This is a genomic window from Pseudomonas sp. FSL W5-0299 (genome assembly GCF_005930655.1).
In the GTDB taxonomy this organism is placed as follows: domain Bacteria; phylum Pseudomonadota; class Gammaproteobacteria; order Pseudomonadales; family Pseudomonadaceae; genus Aquipseudomonas; species Aquipseudomonas mandelii.
Genome location: NZ_RXHX01000006.1, coordinates 181,826 through 197,959, shown reverse-complemented (window position 1 = coordinate 197,959; position 16,134 = coordinate 181,826). Strand labels below are relative to the sequence as shown.

Genomic DNA, 16,134 nt, shown 5'->3' with positions numbered 1-16,134 from the left:
CATAATGCCCGAACCTCGCAGTGTTCAGCAGCTCTCATTCATGCCGCGTCGTGCCCGTCACTGAATTGCAACGCCGCCAACCGCGCATACAGCGCATTGCTCGCAATCAATTCCTGATGCGTCCCTATTGCCACCAGTTTCCCATGATCCATCACCGCGATCCGGTCGGCATTTTTTACCGTGGCCAAGCGGTGGGCGATGACCAGGGTGGTGCGGTTTTTCATCAAGCTCGGCAGGGCTTGCTGGATCAGGTGTTCGCTTTGGGCGTCGAGGGCGCTGGTGGCTTCGTCCAGCAACAGGATCGGCGCGTCCACCAGCAACGCCCGTGCGATGGCCAGGCGTTGGCGCTGGCCGCCGGACAACCCGAGGCCGCCATCGCCAAGGTGGGTCTGATAGCCGTTAGGCATCTGCTCGATAAAGTCGTGGGCGTAGGCGATTTTCGCCGCTTCCTGAACCTGGGCCAGGGTCGCCGACGGGTTGCCGTAGCGGATGTTCTCTTCGATGCTGCCGAAGAACAGGGCCGGGTTTTGCGAGACCAGGGCGAAGCAGCGACGCAGGTCGAGCGGATCGAGTTGGGTCAGTGGCACGCCATCCAGCAGGATCTGCCCCGAGGCAGGATCGTAAAAACGCAGCAGCAGGTCATACACGGTGGATTTCCCGGCACCGGACGGGCCGACCAGAGCGAGGGTTTCGCCTGCATTGATGGTCAGATTCAAGCCATCGACGGCGTAACTTTCTGGACGTGAAGGGTAGGAAAAGCGCACGTCTTGCAGCGTCAGATTGCCCTTCACCCGATCAGGCAAGGTCACCAGCCCTGTGGTGGGCGGCTGGATGATGTTCTCGGAGCGCAGCAATTCGGCAATCCGCTCGGCCGCACCCGCCGCTCGCTGCAATTCGCCGATCACCTCACTCAAGGTGCCAAAGGCGCTGCCGACGATCAGGCTGTAGAAGACGAAGGCTGCCAGTTCGCCCGCCGAGATCCGTCCGGCGATCACGTCCATACCGCCGACCCACAGCATCACGCCCACCGCGCCCAGCACGAGCACGATCACCAACGTAATTAGCCAGGCGCGCTGGAAAATGCGTTTGCGCGCCGTGTCGAACGCCTCCTCCACGGTCACGGCGAAGCGTTGCTCGTCCTGGACCTGATGGTTGTAGGCCTGCACGGTTTTGATCTGGCCGAGGGTTTCGGAGACGTAGCTGCCGATGTCGGCAATCCGGTCCTGACTCAGGCGCGACAGACTGCGTACCCGACGGCCGAAAACAAGGATCGGCGCGATCACCAGCGGCAACGCCACGACCACGATGCTGGTGAGTTTGGGGTTGGTGATAAACAGCAAGACGATCCCGCCGATGACCATCAGCAAATTGCGCAAGAACAGCGACAACGAAGAGCCGATCACTGATTGCAGCAACGTGGTGTCGGCGGTCAGCCGTGACTGGATCTCGGAGCTGCGATTGTCTTCATAGAAACCCGGATGCAGATAAACCAGGTGGTTGAATACTTGCTTGCGGATGTCCGCGACCACACGTTCGCCGATCCACGACACCAGATAGAAGCGCGCAAAGGTGCCGATCGCCAGCCCGACCACCAGCACCATGAACAAGCCGATGGTCTGGTTGAGCAAATGCGCCGATTGGGTCATGAACCCTTGATCCACCAGCAAGCGAATGCCCTGCCCCATCGACAAGGTGATGCCGGCGGTGATGATCAGCGCGAGCAATGCGCCAAGGGCCGGCCAGCGATAAGGTGCAAGAAAACGGCTGGTCAGGCGAATCGCGCGGCGGTGACGGGCAGAGAGCATCGGGTTATCCAGTACGCAAATGATGGGACCAGCTATACCGCTTAAATGGGGTGGAACTCTGTAAATCACAATGAGTCAGGTTAATTATGACCACAAAGACTAGCCGCTAGACGCTATTGGTCTAATGTCCGGGTGGCAACACTGCGGTATTTCTGGTGGACTGATGTTGCCGCCTTGGAGAGATCGCAGGGAGTTGTCACAGCCTGGTCACCTGGCGGTTTTAAAGTAGGCACACAACCTGATGAGGAGACAGGCCATGTCCTTGCAAAACAGCAGCGAAGACAAGATTCAAGTGATCCGCACACAACCAGACCAGTCTCTGGGTTGCTCAATTATTGATAAGGATGGGCGCGAAGTACCGATCACTGAAGACATGATCCAGCAAGCCTGCAGCGAACTGGAAAAGCGATTGGTCAAGCCTGCCGAACAAGAGTGATATAGCCACCGTCTTCTTGACCCGGCCCTGATGGCCGGGTTTTTTGTGGGTGCTTATCCGGGAAATGCGGTGCAGCCATTCGCGGGCAAGCCTCGCTCCTACAGATTTTGCGTCGTCAACCTACTTAGCGAACACCCAAATCCTGTAGTAGCGAGGCTTGCCCGCGAAAGGGTCAACCCGGTCTCTAGACCGCCGTTGCGCCCAGTGCCGCCACTATCTTCGGCAACTCAGGCGAATCCCCCTCAATCCGCACCTGCAACCCGTCAATCTCCCTGCGCGCAGGATAGTTCTTGCGCAACGCATCAAACGCCGCACGCTGCTCGCTCACATTGCCTACAAGGCTGCGACGGAAATCCGCATCGTCACGACGCGGGTCGTACACGCCGCGGCACAGCATCGCCAGCGCCCAGGCCGGATCGCTCTTCGCGTGAAGGGTCACGTGCGACAACCACGGCGCCGGCAGCAGATCGCTCAAGCTGACCTGGGCCGGTTGCCCGATGAATTCGCAATACGCCTGATAGATCTGCGCCGTCCCCCGTTGTTTGCCATCCAGGCTATAACCGGCAATGTGCGGCGTCGCCAGCACGCAGAGTTCGGCCAGCGCCACATCGACTTCAGGTTCGCCTTCCCACACGTCGAGCACTGCTTGCAGGTCTTCGCGCTGCAACAACACCTGGCGCAGGGCGGCGTTGTCCACCACCGGGCCACGGCTGGCGTTGATCAGCCAGGTACCAGGCTTGAGTTGGTTCAGGCGATGTTTATCGAACAGATGCCAGGTCGACTGTGAGCCGTGTTTCTTCAAAGGGGTGTGCAGACTGATGACATCGCACTGCTCGATGATCTGCTCGAGGCTGACGTAATCGCCACCTTCGGCCGCTTGCCGTGGCGGATCACACACCCGCACGTTCCAGCCCAGCCCCTTCAAGACCTTGACCAGGCGACCGCCCACTTCGCCGGCACCCACGATGCCGTAAGTGCGCTGAGTCAGGTCGACGCCTTCGATTTCGGCCAGGGTCAGCAAACTGCCGAGCACATAATCGACCACGCCCCGGGCATTGCAGCCGGGCGCGCTCGACCAGGTGATGCCGGCCTGCTGAAAATAATCCAGATCCAGGTGATCCGTGCCGATGGTGCAAGTGCCGACAAAGCGCACCTTGCTGCCTTCGAGCAACGCGCGATTGACGTTGGTCACCGAGCGCACCAGCAGCACATCGGCCTGCTCGACGGTGGCGCGGTCGATGGAACGTCCCGGCACCCGGCGAATTTCGCCGAAACTTTCGAAGAAGGCATCGAGCAGCGGGATATTTTCGTCGGCAACAATCAACATGGCAGGCTCCTTTGGCGGGTTGGCAGTGTAGGCGGAGATGACTGTAGTGGGCCAGCGGGCATTAAGGTCACTCCATACCCTGTGGCGAGGGAGCTTGCTCCCGCTGGGTCGCGCAGCGGCCCCAACCCTAGCGATCCGGTTTTGACAGGCTTATCACTTGCAAGGCTATGGAACTGCTGCGCAGTCCAGCGGGAGCAAGCTCCCTCGCCACACAGTGTTCAGCATTAACCCGGATCGGTGATTACAAATAGCTAACACAGGATTTTTCCTGACCACTGCGTCAGGGCGTAGAATGCGCCGCCTTGCGCATCAACATCTCTGGACGTTTCGCCCTTGAATTCCGTGACTGACCGCCCCGCCGCTACTTCCCTCACCCGCCCGGCCCGGGTTCGCCTGGAGCTGAAAAACCTGCTTGGCCTGGCGCTGCCGATCATGATCGCGCAACTGGCGACCACCGCCATGGGCTTCGTCGATGCGGTGATGGCGGGACGGGTCGGCCCGCGCGACTTGGCGGCCGTGGCGCTCGGCAACTCAATCTGGGTTCCAGTGTTTCTGTTGATGACCGGCACCTTGCTGGCCACTACTCCGAAAGTCGCCCAGCGCTTCGGTGCCGGCACCCACAGCGAAATCGGCCCGATTGTGCGTCAGGCACTGTGGCTGGCCTTGGTGGTGGGTTTGATGGCGACCGGCATGCTGCTCAGCGCCGAACCGATCCTGCACATGATGAAGGTCGATCCCGAGCTGATCGGCCCGTGCATGCAGTATCTGCACGGCATCGCCAGCGGTCTGCCCGCCGTCGCCTTCTATCATGTGTTGCGTTGCTTCAGTGACGGCCTGGGACGCACACGTCCAGCGATGGTGCTGGGCCTCTGCGGATTGGCGTTGAACATTCCGCTGAACTACATCTTCATCTATGGCCACTTCGGCGTGCCGGCCATGGGCGGGGTCGGGTGCGGCTGGGCCACGGCGATCGTGATGTGGGTGATGGCGCTGGGCATGGCCGGTTGGGAGCGCTGGGCACCGGCGTACCAGTCGAGTCAGTTGTTCAACCGTTTCGACTGGCCGCAATGGTCGGTAATCAAACGTCTGCTCGGTATCGGCCTGCCGATCGGCATCGCGGTGTTCGCCGAGTCGAGCATCTTCGCCGTAATCGCCCTGCTGATCGGCAGCCTCGGCGCCACCGTGGTGGCCGGACATCAGATCGCCCTGAACTTCAGCTCGCTGGTGTTCATGATCCCTTACTCCCTCGGCATGGCCGTCACGGTGCGGGTCGGCCAGGCACTCGGTCGCCAGGAACCCCGTGAGGCGCGCTTCGCTGCCGGGGTAGGCATGGGCACCGCGCTGGCGTATGCCTGTGTTTCGGCGAGCATGATGCTCTTGCTGCGCGAGCACATCGCTACGATCTACACCGCCGACCCGACGGTCATACGCGTGGCAGCGATGCTGATTGTGTATTCGGCGCTGTTCCAGTTCTCCGACGCGATCCAGGTCACGGCGGCCGGCGCACTGCGCGGTTACCAGGACACTCGGGTGACGATGATCCTGACCTTGTTCGCCTATTGGGGCATCGGTTTGCCGGTGGGCTACGCCTTGGGCCTGACCGACTGGCTCGGCACGCCGAGCGGCCCGAGCGGGCTGTGGCAGGGTTTGATCGTGGGCTTGAGTTGCGCGGCGCTGATGCTGTCGATCCGCCTGACGCGCAGTGCACGCAAGCGAATCCGCATCAGTCATTCGGCGGGTTAAGCGAGTTTCTTGCGGATCCAGTAGAGGTAGGTGCCGGCCTCTTCGTGCTGCGCGACCAGTTCGTGGTCGAGGAATACGCAGAACTTGGGAATATCGCGACGGGTCGAGGGATCGGTCGCGATTACCTTGAGCAGGCCGCCGGGCACCAGGTCACGGATGTGCTGGTGCAGCATCATCACCGGTTCCGGGCAGTTGAGGCCGGTGGCGTCGAGGGTGCCGTCTACCGGCGTATCAATCATTTCACTCATGATTCACTCCTGAAGCTGGCCGGCATTGTCGCGCATTGCCGGGGTTCGGTCATCTGTGTCGTACACCGCCCTCCCTGTAGGAGCGAGGCTTGCCCGCGAAGAGGCCCTTGAGGACGCCAAAAGCTTCGCGGGCAAGCCTCGCTCCTACAAGGGGTGCGGTGTGTATCAGCGGGATTTCGGTTTCTTCACGTCGATCCGGCGCAAGTGGCACGTCACTTCTTCACGGTCGTGATACAGCTGCTTGCAGCCGATCTCGACCCGGATGCCGCGCTCCTTGAAGCCCTCGGCAATGCGTTCCAGCAAGCGTTTCACTTCGGCGTAACGCTGTTTCATCGGCAACTTCAGGTTGACCACCGCTTCGCGGCAATGTCCCTCACCAATCCATTCTTCCAGCATCGCGGCGTTGCGTGCCGGCTTCTCGACGATGTCGCAGACCATCCAGTCCACCGGTTGCTTGGGCTTGAAGGTGAAACCGTCGGCCATCAGGTGCTGCACTAAACCAGTGTCCATCAAGCTTTCGGCCATCGGACCGTTGTCAATCGCCGTCACCAGCATGCCGCGGTTGACCAGTTGCCAGGTCCAGCCGCCGGGGGCGGCACCGAGGTCGACGCCGGTCATGTCGCTGTGCAGGCGCTCATCCCACTGATCGCGGGGGATAAAGTGGTGCCACGCCTCTTCCAGCTTCAACGTCGAACGGCTCGGCGCCTCACGAGGAAACTTCAGGCGCGGAATGCCCATCGGCCACATCGCCGAGTTGTTGGACTCGGCCAGCCCCATGAACACTTCGCGGCCGCTTTTGAAGGTCAGCAGCAGGCGCGGCTTGTGCGCATCCTCGACCAGCTTGCCGGCCGCCATCAGCGCCTTGCGCAGGTGCCCTTCGAATTTCTTGCAGAAGTTCGACAGCTCCTTGCCATCGTTGGTGTCGACCATTTCCAGCCACAGGCTGCCGCACAGCGGGAAGTCCGCCATGTGCGCAAGGATCACGCTGATGCGGTCGGTTTCCGGCAGGTCGATGAAAATTCCGCGCGCCCATTGGCGCGGGAAGATCAGCTCGGCGAAACGCTGGCCACGCATCAGCCGCTCGGCGCCGTCTTCTTCGGTGCAGATGAATTCAGCGCAGGCGCTGGCGGTCTTGGCTTTGGCATAACCGGCCACGTTCAGCCGCGCGGCGTGTTCGGAAATCTCGGAACAGACTTCGCCTTCGAAGCCCGGCCGGCAATGCATAAAGAGGGTGTTCATTCTTACTCCTGGGCAGTTGGCGAAGAATTCAGCCACTGCGCGATGCCCAGGCTTGCGTTGAAGCAAAGCCTGTCACGAAAACCGGCGCATGATAGCCGAGTTCGGAACCTTGGACTTGGCCATAGAGTCCAGTTATTAGCTTTAACATTCAAACAGGGCTAGGTTGAAAGCTCTGTCCGTCCCCTCAGTCCGTAGCCGTGCGGACTCAAAGGAGTGATCGCAATGCCGTCCCTCGATAGCCTGAACACCCTTAAAACCCTGCAAGTCGACGACAAGACCTATCACTATTTCAGCTTGCCCGATGCCGCCAAAAGTCTGGGCGACCTGGACAAGCTGCCGATGTCGTTGAAAGTGCTGCTGGAAAACCTGCTGCGCTGGGAAGATGAAAAAACCGTCACCGGCGCCGACCTCCGGGCGATTGCCGCCTGGCTCAAGGAGCGTCGCTCCGACCGCGAAATTCAATACCGCCCCGCACGAGTATTGATGCAGGACTTTACCGGCGTGCCTGCCGTGGTCGACCTGGCCGCCATGCGCGCCGCCATGGCCAAGGCCGGTGGCGACCCGCAGCGGATCAATCCGCTCTCCCCTGTGGATCTGGTGATCGACCACTCGGTGATGGTCGACAAATTCGGCAGTTCCAGCGCCTTCGAACAGAACGTCGACATCGAAATGCAGCGCAACGGTGAGCGCTACGCGTTCCTGCGCTGGGGCCAGAGCGCCTTCGACAACTTCAGCGTGGTGCCACCGGGCACGGGCATTTGCCACCAGGTCAACCTGGAATACCTCGGTCGCACGGTCTGGACCAAAGACGAGGATGGCCGCACCTACGCCTTCCCCGACACCCTGGTCGGCACCGACTCCCACACCACCATGATCAACGGTCTTGGCGTACTCGGCTGGGGCGTCGGCGGGATCGAAGCGGAAGCGGCGATGCTCGGCCAGCCGGTATCGATGCTGATTCCGGAAGTGATCGGCTTCAAACTCACCGGCAAGCTCAAGGAAGGCATCACCGCCACCGACCTGGTGCTGACCGTCACGCAGATGCTGCGCAAGAAAGGCGTCGTCGGCAAGTTCGTCGAATTCTATGGCGACGGCCTTGCCGACCTGCCGCTGGCCGACCGCGCGACCATCGCCAACATGGCCCCGGAATACGGCGCCACCTGCGGCTTCTTCCCGGTCGACGACATCACGCTGGAGTATCTGCGGCTCTCGGGTCGCCCACTGGCCACCGTGAAACTGGTCGAGGCCTACAGCAAAGCTCAGGGCCTGTGGCGACTGCCGGGCCAGGAACCGGTGTTCACCGACACCCTGGCACTGGACATGGCCAGCGTCGAAGCCAGCCTGGCCGGGCCGAAACGCCCACAGGACAGGGTTTCGCTGCCAAATGTCGCGCAAGCGTTCAGTGACTTCATCGACCTGCAATTCAAACCCACCAGCAAGGAAGTCGGTCGCCTCGAAAGTGAAGGCGGCGGTGGCGTCGCGGTGGGCAATGCCGATCTGGCGGGCGAAGCCGACTACGAATACGACGGCCAGACCTATCGGTTGAAAAACGGCGCGGTGGTGATCGCCGCGATCACCTCTTGCACCAACACCTCCAACCCGAGCGTGATGATGGCCGCTGGTCTGGTGGCGAAAAAAGCCGTGGAAAAAGGCCTCAAGCGCAAACCGTGGGTCAAGAGTTCGTTGGCCCCTGGCTCGAAAGTGGTCACCGACTACTACAAGGCTGCCGGCCTGACCCCGTATCTGGATGAGCTGGGTTTTGACTTGGTCGGCTATGGCTGCACCACTTGCATCGGCAACTCCGGCCCCTTGCCGGAGCCGATTGAAAAAGCCATCCAGGCCGCCGACCTGACCGTTGCCTCGGTGCTGTCGGGCAACCGCAACTTCGAAGGCCGCGTGCATCCGCTGGTGAAAACCAACTGGCTGGCCTCTCCGCCGCTGGTCGTCGCCTATGCGTTGGCCGGCACGGTGCGGACCGACATCAGCAGCGAACCGCTGGGTAACGACAAGGATGGCAATCCGGTGTACCTGCGGGACATCTGGCCGAGCACCCAAGAGATTGCCGACGCAGTGAGTCAGGTCAACACCGCCATGTTCCACAAGGAATACGCCGAGGTGTTTGCCGGCGACGAGCAATGGCAAGCGATTGAAGTGCCGCAGGCGGCGACGTATGTCTGGCAGGACGATTCGACTTACATTCAGCATCCACCGTTCTTCGATGACATCGGCGGTCCACCGCCGGTGGTCAAGGACGTTTCCGGCGCCAGGGTCCTTGCGCTGCTGGGCGACTCGGTGACCACCGACCACATCTCCCCCGCCGGCAACATCAAGGCGGACAGTCCGGCCGGTCAATACCTGCGCGATAAAGGCGTGGAGCCGCGGGACTTCAACTCCTATGGTTCCCGTCGCGGCAATCACGAAGTGATGATGCGCGGCACTTTCGCCAACATCCGCATTCGCAACGAAATGCTCAGCGGTGAAGAAGGCGGCAACACAATCTACATCCCGACCGGGGAAAGGATGCCAATCTACGACGCGGCCATGCGCTATCAAGCGTCGGGCACGCCGCTGGTGGTGATCGCAGGGCAAGAATACGGCACCGGTTCGAGCCGCGACTGGGCGGCCAAGGGCACTAATCTGCTGGGCGTGAAAGCGGTCATCGCCGAAAGCTTCGAGCGGATTCACCGTTCCAACCTGGTGGGCATGGGCGTGCTGCCGTTGCAGTTCAAGCTGGATCAGAACCGCAAGAGCCTGAACCTGACCGGCAAGGAGACGCTGGATATCCTTGGGTTGACCGGCGTCGAGTTGACGCCGCGGATGAACCTGACACTCATCATCACCCGCGAGAACGGCAGCCGCGAGAAAGTCGAGGTGCTGTGCCGGATCGATACGCTCAATGAAGTGGAATACTTCAAGTCAGGGGGGATTTTGCATTACGTGTTGCGGCAGTTGATTGCGTCGTAACCGCCTGCCGACACAGACACCGCCTTCGGGCGGTGTTTTTGTTTGGGCCTGTTTATAATCGCGCCCCGCAAACAGTGCACACTTTGTGGCGAGGGAGCTTGCTCCCGCTCGACTGCGAAGCAGTCGTAAAACAGCCGATGCGATCTGATTGAAGTATTGGGTCACCGGGTTTGGGGCTGCTTCGCACCCCAGCGGGAGCAAGCTCCCTCGCCACAAAAGCTCTTCAGCCTCAAAGGACTAATTTATGCTCGCCCTGCCATGGACATACCTGGCCCTTCTCTCCCTCGGCTACACCCTCGCCCTGACCTACGGCCACCTCGGCTGGCTGGCCGGCATCTCCGTCGCATTGCTGCTCGTCGCTGGTTTCGCGGTCCGTCAGCAAAAAATCCCCATCGCTCGCTTCCTCGGTCACGGCGTGTTCATCATCCTCGCCGTGGCCCTGGCGATGCATTGGCTGCCCGGTTTCTACAACGGTCGTGGCATCGACCCGCATCGCATCACCGACGATGCCGCGCCGTTTACCATGTACCTGAATCAGGACAAGCCCCTGATCGGCTTTTGGCTGTTACTGGTGTGTCCGTGGATTGTCGGCCGGCGCTCTTTGCGCCTTTCGGTTTATGCCACCGCACTCGCCCTGCCCCTGAGCGCCATCCTGGCCTTGGGTGGCGCACTCTTGCTGGGGATGATCAGTTGGGCGCCGAAGTGGCCGGACCAAGCCGGGCTGTGGGTGCTGAACAATCTGCTGCTGGTGACGCTGGTGGAGGAAGCGCTGTTTCGCGGTTACGTCCAGGGTGGGCTGAGCCGGCACTTCAAACACCTGCCCTACGGTGAAAACCTGGCATTGCTGCTCGCCTCGCTGTTGTTCGGCGTGGCGCATGCGGGCGCGGGTTGGCAATGGGTGCTGCTGGCGGGTCTGGCAGGTGTCGGCTATGGTCTGGCCTACCGTTTCGGCGGATTGGGGGCGGCCATCGCCACCCATTTCGGCTTGAACCTGCTGCATTTCGCACTGTTCACGTACCCGATGCTCGCCGGCTGATGCAATGGCCGTTTTGCGACGCGCCACTGATTATTGAAAAATATTTTCAATAAATTCCTGACGCCGCCGACAACCTCTCAAAGCCTTGCGGATTGAAAAAGCCATGCGTAACAACCAGCCCACCACACAACGCGAACGGACCTTTCCGGCTCAGCAACGGTTGATTTCCACCACCGATGCCAAGGGCGTGATCACCTACTGCAACGACGCCTTCGTCGAAATCAGCGGATTTTCTCGTGAAGAACTGATCCGTGCGCCGCATAACTTGGTCCGTCACCCCGACGTTCCGGCGGCGGTGTTCGCGCACATGTGGGGCACACTGAAACAAGGCTTGCCATGGATGGGCATTGTCAAGAATCGCTGCAAGACCGGTGACCACTACTGGGTTAACGCCTATGTCACACCGGTGTTCGAAGGCAATCAGGTGATCGGCTACGAATCGGTGCGGATCAAACCCACCGCCGAGCAGATCCGCCGTGCCGAAGCGCTCTACCAACGCATCAACCAGGGCAAGTCGGCCATTCCTTCGACAGACAAATGGCTGCCGGTCCTTCAGGACTGGGTGCCGTTCATTCTGGTCAGTCAACTGAGCTTCATGATCGGTGCGTCGCTCAACTCCCACTGGGGTTTCGCCCTGGCCGCCGGCCTGTCGGTGCCGCTGGGCTTGCTGGGCTTGAGCTGGCAACAGCGCGGCCTCAAGCGCTTGCTGGTGCTGGCGGGGCAAACCACCTCCGACCCGTTGATCGCGCAGATGTACACCGACAGCCGTGGCGCCCAGGCACGTCTGGAGATGTCGATTCTCAGCCAGGAAGCACGTCTGAAAACCTGCCTGACCCGCCTGCAGGACACCGCCGAGCACCTGACCGAACAAGCCAGGCAGTCCGACACCCTGGCCCACAACAGTTCCACGGGCCTGGAACGTCAACGCGTCGAAACCGAGCAAGTGGCCACCGCCGTCAATCAGATGGCCGCCACCACGCAGGAAGTCGCCAGCCACGTGCAGCGCACCGCCGATGCGACTCAGGAAGCCAATCGCCTGACCGGTCGCGGTCGCGACATCGCCGGGGAAACCCGCGAAGCCATCCAGCGCTTGTCGGTGGTGGTCGGTGAAACCGGGATGACCGTAACCCAGCTGGCCAAGGACAGCGACGAAATCGGTGGCGTGGTCGATGTCATCAAGGGCATCGCCGACCAGACCAACCTGCTGGCCCTGAACGCCGCCATCGAAGCGGCCCGTGCCGGCGAGATGGGCCGTGGTTTTGCCGTGGTGGCTGACGAAGTGCGTCAACTGGCGCAACGCACCAGCGAATCCACCGGCCAGATTCACGCCCTGATCGCCAAGCTGCAACAAACCGCCAGCACCGCAGTGCAAACCATGGAAGCCGGGCATCGTCAGGCTGAAGAAGGCGTGGCGCGGGTACTGGAAGCGGATCAGGCGCTGGTAGGGATCAGCGAAGCGGTGGCCAACATCACCGACATGACCACCCAGATTGCGGCGGCGACCGAAGAGCAAAGTGCGGTGGCTGAAGAGATCAGCCGCAACATCAGCAACATCTCGCAGCTGGCTGACCAGACGTCGGAACAGGCACAGCACTCGGCGCTGTTGAGTGAAGAGCTGACCAAGACGGCGAATACCCAGTATTCGTTGGTGGAGCGGTTTAACCGCTGACAGTCACTGGAAAGACAAAAACCCGGACGGTGAAAACCTCCGGGTTTTTTTATTTTTGCAAATCGTGAAATGTTTTCAAAGAGGCACCTGTCAGTTCTGACAGTAGTCGAAAAAACCCAGGAGGCTTATCAAGGAGACGGTCGCGTTGTCCATCGGACAATGGCTACCGAACTCTTACCAGCAAAAGGATTTCATCATGACAACCCACGCGACCTTTATCCCTAAAAAATGCGCAACGTTCGCAAACGAAAACATCTTTCAGTGGAAATACGGAACCATCAAGAAAACTGCAGAATTCAGTGATTTTTACCAAGGTGAATTTTTCGGTGAGTTTTATTGGTCTATTGGTGGAGGAATGGGTACGGCTGCGGAGGAAAACACGTTTGTTTTCAGTATGACGCTACCCTACAACGGTGACGATGCACTGCCAGGTGTCTATACGCTAGATAACGGGCTGAGCTTTCTCCATGGCCACTGGATTCCCGCGCCTCCCGGCTTCAATGGCTTTCGAACGGTGGATGCAGACTCTGCCACGCTGAACATTATCAACTACAATCCCGTGACAGACATCGTCGAAGGCACATTCGAAGCCCTGTTCAAAAGCCATGGTTATCGTCTGAATCCAAAAGGCACATTCACCATGAAAAGACTGCGGCCTTCAACGCAAATGCCAGACGCACAAAGGGAAAGCACTCCGTGACTTTTAAACACTCAAAATAATCAGACACAACCCCGCCCCCCATAAGTTTTCGGTGTTGAAGATCTCACTCACAACACAATAAAAAGTGGGGAGCGGGCTTGCCAGCGAAGCGGCCCAAACGGGCACCACCTCTTTCACTGAAGAAATGCAGCCACCCGACTCGCCGCCGAAGCCAAATGCTGCTCATGGGTCAACCCGGAAGCCTTCAACGGCTTCAAGTCATGATCCCCTGCCACCAGCCAGAACACCTCGATGCCCGGCGCCAACGCATAACCTTCGACCGCCTCGCGATTGCCCAGGGCATCGCGCTCGCCCTGTACGATCAACGTCCGGGTCTTGAGCCCGGCCAAATGCTCGACCCGAGGTTTCTCCGGTTTACCCACCGCATAAAACGGATAACCCAGGCACACCAACGCATCCGCCCCCAACTCATCCGCCAAAAGACTGGCCATCCGCCCGCCCATGGACTTGCCGCCAATCGCCAGACGCCCAGTGACATGGCGTCGCACCTCGGCGTACACCTCACGCCAGCACTCCAGCAGTTTCGGCGCCGGATTCGGTGGGCGCTTACCCCCGTCGACACGCCGCTGCGCCATGTACGGAAACTCGAAGCGCAACACGTTGACGCCTTGATCGGCGAGGCGTGCAGCCATGTCGTTCATCCAGACGCTGTCCATTGGCGCACCGGCGCCATGGGCGAGAATCAGCGTCACAGGATCCGCCGAAGCCTTTGAAGCCGCTTCATTCCACAACCATCCATGTTCCCGCACACACCGCGCCCATTGATCCCCGTCAATACTGGCCTTGTGCTCTTTGTCCATGCTTGCCTCGCTTTTAGTCTGCCTATAACTCCAGGCGAAGGGAGCGTTGCCTTGCGCAAACGCCTTCACTTCGGCTGAACCGTGGATGGGGAACCATGAACACTTCTATCAGTACCGCCTACAACTACAAGGTGGTCCGCCAATTCGCCATTATGACGGTGGTGTGGGGCATCGTCGGCATGGGGCTCGGGGTTTTTCTCGCAGCCCAATTGGTCTGGCCTGAACTCAACTTCGATTTGCCGTGGACCAGTTTCGGCCGGTTGCGCCCTCTGCACACCAACGCGGTGATCTTCGCCTTCGGCGGTTGCGCCCTGTTCGCCAGTTCGTTCTATTCGGTGCAACGCACCTGCCAGACCCAGTTGTTCGCGCCGAAAATCGCCGCGTTCTGCTTCTGGGGCTGGCAACTGGTGATCCTGCTGGCGGCCATCAGCCTGCCGCTGGGTTACACCAGCTCCAAGGAATACGCCGAGCTGGAATGGCCGATCGACATCCTGATCACCATCGTCTGGGTCGCCTACGCCATTGTGTTCTTCGGTACGCTGGCCAAGCGCAAGACCAAGCACATCTACGTCGGCAACTGGTTCTTCGGTGCGTTCATCATCACCGTGGCGATTCTGCACATCGTCAACAACGTTGAGCTGCCGGTGAGTTTCACCAAGTCCTACTCGGTCTATGCCGGTGCCACCGATGCCATGGTCCAGTGGTGGTACGGCCACAACGCCGTGGGCTTTTTCCTCACCGCCGGTTTCCTCGGGATGATGTACTACTTCGTGCCGAAACAGGCTGAGCGCCCGGTGTATTCCTATCGCTTGTCGATCGTGCACTTCTGGGCGCTGATCACCCTGTACATCTGGGCCGGTCCGCACCACCTGCACTACACCGCGCTGCCAGACTGGGCACAGTCGCTGGGCATGGTGATGTCGCTGATCCTGCTGGCACCAAGCTGGGGCGGGATGATCAACGGGATGATGACGCTCTCGGGCGCCTGGCATAAATTGCGCAGCGACCCGATCCTGCGCTTCCTTGTCGTGTCCCTGGCGTTCTACGGCATGTCGACCTTTGAAGGGCCGATGATGGCCATCAAAACGGTCAACGCGCTCTCCCACTACACCGACTGGACCATCGGCCACGTTCACGCCGGCGCCCTCGGTTGGGTGGCGATGATTTCCATCGGCGCGCTGTACCACATGATCCCGAAAATCTTCGGTCGCCCGCAGATGTACAGCATCGGCCTGATCAATGCGCACTTCTGGCTCGCGACCATCGGCACCGTGCTCTACATCGCTTCGATGTGGGTCAACGGCATCGCCCAGGGCCTCATGTGGCGCGCAGTCAACGAAGACGGCACGCTGACCTACTCCTTCGTCGAAACCCTGGTGGCCAGCCACCCAGGCTTCGTCGTGCGACTGGTGGGCGGTGCGATCTTCCTCAGCGGGATGTTCCTGATGGCTTACAACACCTGGCGCACCGTGCGGGCCTCGCAGCCTGCCGAAGTCGCCGCTGCCGCGCAGATGGCCTGAGGAGTCCGCCATGAAACACGAAACAATCGAGAAAAACGTCGGCCTGCTGATGCTGCTGATGGTTCTGGCGGTGAGCATCGGCGGTCTGACCCAGATCGTCCCGCTGTTCTTCCAGGACGTGACCAACAAACCGGTGGAAGGCATGAAGCCCTACACCGCCCTGCAACTGGAAGGTCGCGACATTTACATCCGCGAAGGCTGTGTCGGTTGCCACTCGCAGATGATCCGGCCGTTCCGTGCCGAGACCGAACGCTACGGGCACTACTCGGTGGCAGGGGAAAGCGTGTGGGATCACCCGTTCCTCTGGGGTTCCAAGCGTACCGGTCCGGACCTGGCCCGGGTCGGCGCACGTTACTCCGATGACTGGCACCGTGCGCACTTGTACAACCCGCGCAACGTGGTGCCGGAGTCGAAAATGCCTGGCTACCCATGGCTGGTCACGCAAGCGGTCGACAGCAGCCACACCGAAACCAAGATCCGCACCATGCGCACCCTTGGCGTGCCATACAGCGATGACGACATCAGCGGCGCGGTCGCCAGCCTCAAGGGCAAGACCGAAATGGACGCACTCGTTTCTTATCTGCAAGTGCTCGGCACTGCCATCAAGAGCAAGAGGTGAGCCATGA

Annotated in this window: 13 protein-coding genes; 8 read left to right on the top strand and 5 right to left on the bottom strand. The window is 60.4% G+C overall.

The genetic code is table 11. From position 1 onward, the window contains the following. Positions 1–38 precede the first annotated feature (38 nt). A complete protein-coding gene (locus tag FHL16_RS10905; RefSeq protein WP_010456377.1) occupies positions 39–1,805 on the bottom strand; it encodes an ABC transporter transmembrane domain-containing protein in 1,767 nt (588 codons plus the stop codon). A gap of 256 nt (positions 1,806–2,061) precedes the next feature. On the opposite strand from FHL16_RS10905, the gene FHL16_RS10900 reads away from it, so the two are divergent. Continuing rightward, complete coding sequence (locus tag FHL16_RS10900; RefSeq protein WP_010456379.1) at positions 2,062–2,241, top strand: PA1571 family protein; 180 nt, start codon at positions 2,062–2,064, stop codon at positions 2,239–2,241. 184 nt (positions 2,242–2,425) lie between these two features. Here the strand turns inward: FHL16_RS10900 and pdxB are convergent, their stop codons facing one another. Continuing rightward, the gene (pdxB, locus tag FHL16_RS10895; protein WP_077748219.1) at positions 2,426–3,568 is read right to left on the bottom strand and encodes a 4-phosphoerythronate dehydrogenase PdxB; all 1,143 of its coding nucleotides are present in this window, start codon (positions 3,566–3,568) and stop codon (positions 2,426–2,428) included. A gap of 333 nt (positions 3,569–3,901) precedes the next feature. On the opposite strand from pdxB, the gene FHL16_RS10885 reads away from it, so the two are divergent. Then, positions 3,902–5,311, top strand: a complete 1,410-nt coding sequence (locus FHL16_RS10885) for an MATE family efflux transporter (protein WP_077748218.1) — start codon at positions 3,902–3,904, stop codon at positions 5,309–5,311. Here the strand turns inward: FHL16_RS10885 and tusA are convergent. Continuing rightward, complete coding sequence (tusA, locus tag FHL16_RS10880; protein WP_007907805.1) at positions 5,308–5,559, bottom strand: sulfurtransferase TusA; 252 nt, start codon at positions 5,557–5,559, stop codon at positions 5,308–5,310. The genes FHL16_RS10885 and tusA overlap by 4 nt on opposite strands. Before the next feature lie 165 nt (positions 5,560–5,724). Then, positions 5,725–6,798, bottom strand: a complete 1,074-nt coding sequence (gene rlmM, locus FHL16_RS10870) for a 23S rRNA (cytidine(2498)-2'-O)-methyltransferase RlmM (protein ID WP_010456393.1) — start codon at positions 6,796–6,798, stop codon at positions 5,725–5,727. Positions 6,799–7,020: 222 nt separating this feature from the next. On the opposite strand from rlmM, the gene acnA reads away from it, so the two are divergent. The 4 genes from acnA (at position 7,021) to FHL16_RS10850 (ending at position 13,167) form a co-directional block, all read left to right on the top strand. Continuing rightward, positions 7,021–9,762, top strand: coding sequence for an aconitate hydratase AcnA (acnA, locus tag FHL16_RS10865; protein WP_077748217.1), 2,742 nt, complete (start codon positions 7,021–7,023; stop codon positions 9,760–9,762). A gap of 244 nt (positions 9,763–10,006) precedes the next feature. Continuing rightward, entirely contained in the window at positions 10,007–10,798 is a 792-nt protein-coding gene (locus FHL16_RS10860) for a CPBP family intramembrane glutamic endopeptidase (RefSeq protein ID WP_010456396.1), read from the top strand. 103 nt (positions 10,799–10,901) lie between these two features. Then, complete coding sequence (locus FHL16_RS10855; protein WP_010456398.1) at positions 10,902–12,467, top strand: methyl-accepting chemotaxis protein; 1,566 nt, start codon at positions 10,902–10,904, stop codon at positions 12,465–12,467. A gap of 196 nt (positions 12,468–12,663) precedes the next feature. Then, the gene (locus FHL16_RS10850; protein WP_229801688.1) at positions 12,664–13,167 is read left to right on the top strand and encodes a hypothetical protein; all 504 of its coding nucleotides are present in this window, start codon (positions 12,664–12,666) and stop codon (positions 13,165–13,167) included. A gap of 134 nt (positions 13,168–13,301) precedes the next feature. Here the strand turns inward: FHL16_RS10850 and FHL16_RS10845 are convergent, their stop codons facing one another. Further along, entirely contained in the window at positions 13,302–13,988 is a 687-nt protein-coding gene (locus FHL16_RS10845; RefSeq protein ID WP_077748215.1) for an alpha/beta family hydrolase, read from the bottom strand. A gap of 95 nt (positions 13,989–14,083) precedes the next feature. Between FHL16_RS10845 and ccoN the strand changes: the two genes are divergently transcribed. Together ccoN and ccoO are read left to right on the top strand one after the other, a co-directional pair. Beyond that, positions 14,084–15,508 carry a cytochrome-c oxidase, cbb3-type subunit I gene (gene ccoN, locus FHL16_RS10840; RefSeq protein WP_010456403.1) on the top strand — a complete coding sequence of 475 codons (1,425 nt, stop codon included), beginning with the start codon at positions 14,084–14,086 and terminating at the stop codon, positions 15,506–15,508. 10 nt (positions 15,509–15,518) lie between these two features. Then, a complete protein-coding gene (gene ccoO, locus FHL16_RS10835; protein ID WP_010456405.1) occupies positions 15,519–16,127 on the top strand; it encodes a cytochrome-c oxidase, cbb3-type subunit II in 609 nt (202 codons plus the stop codon). Positions 16,128–16,134 lie beyond the last annotated feature (7 nt).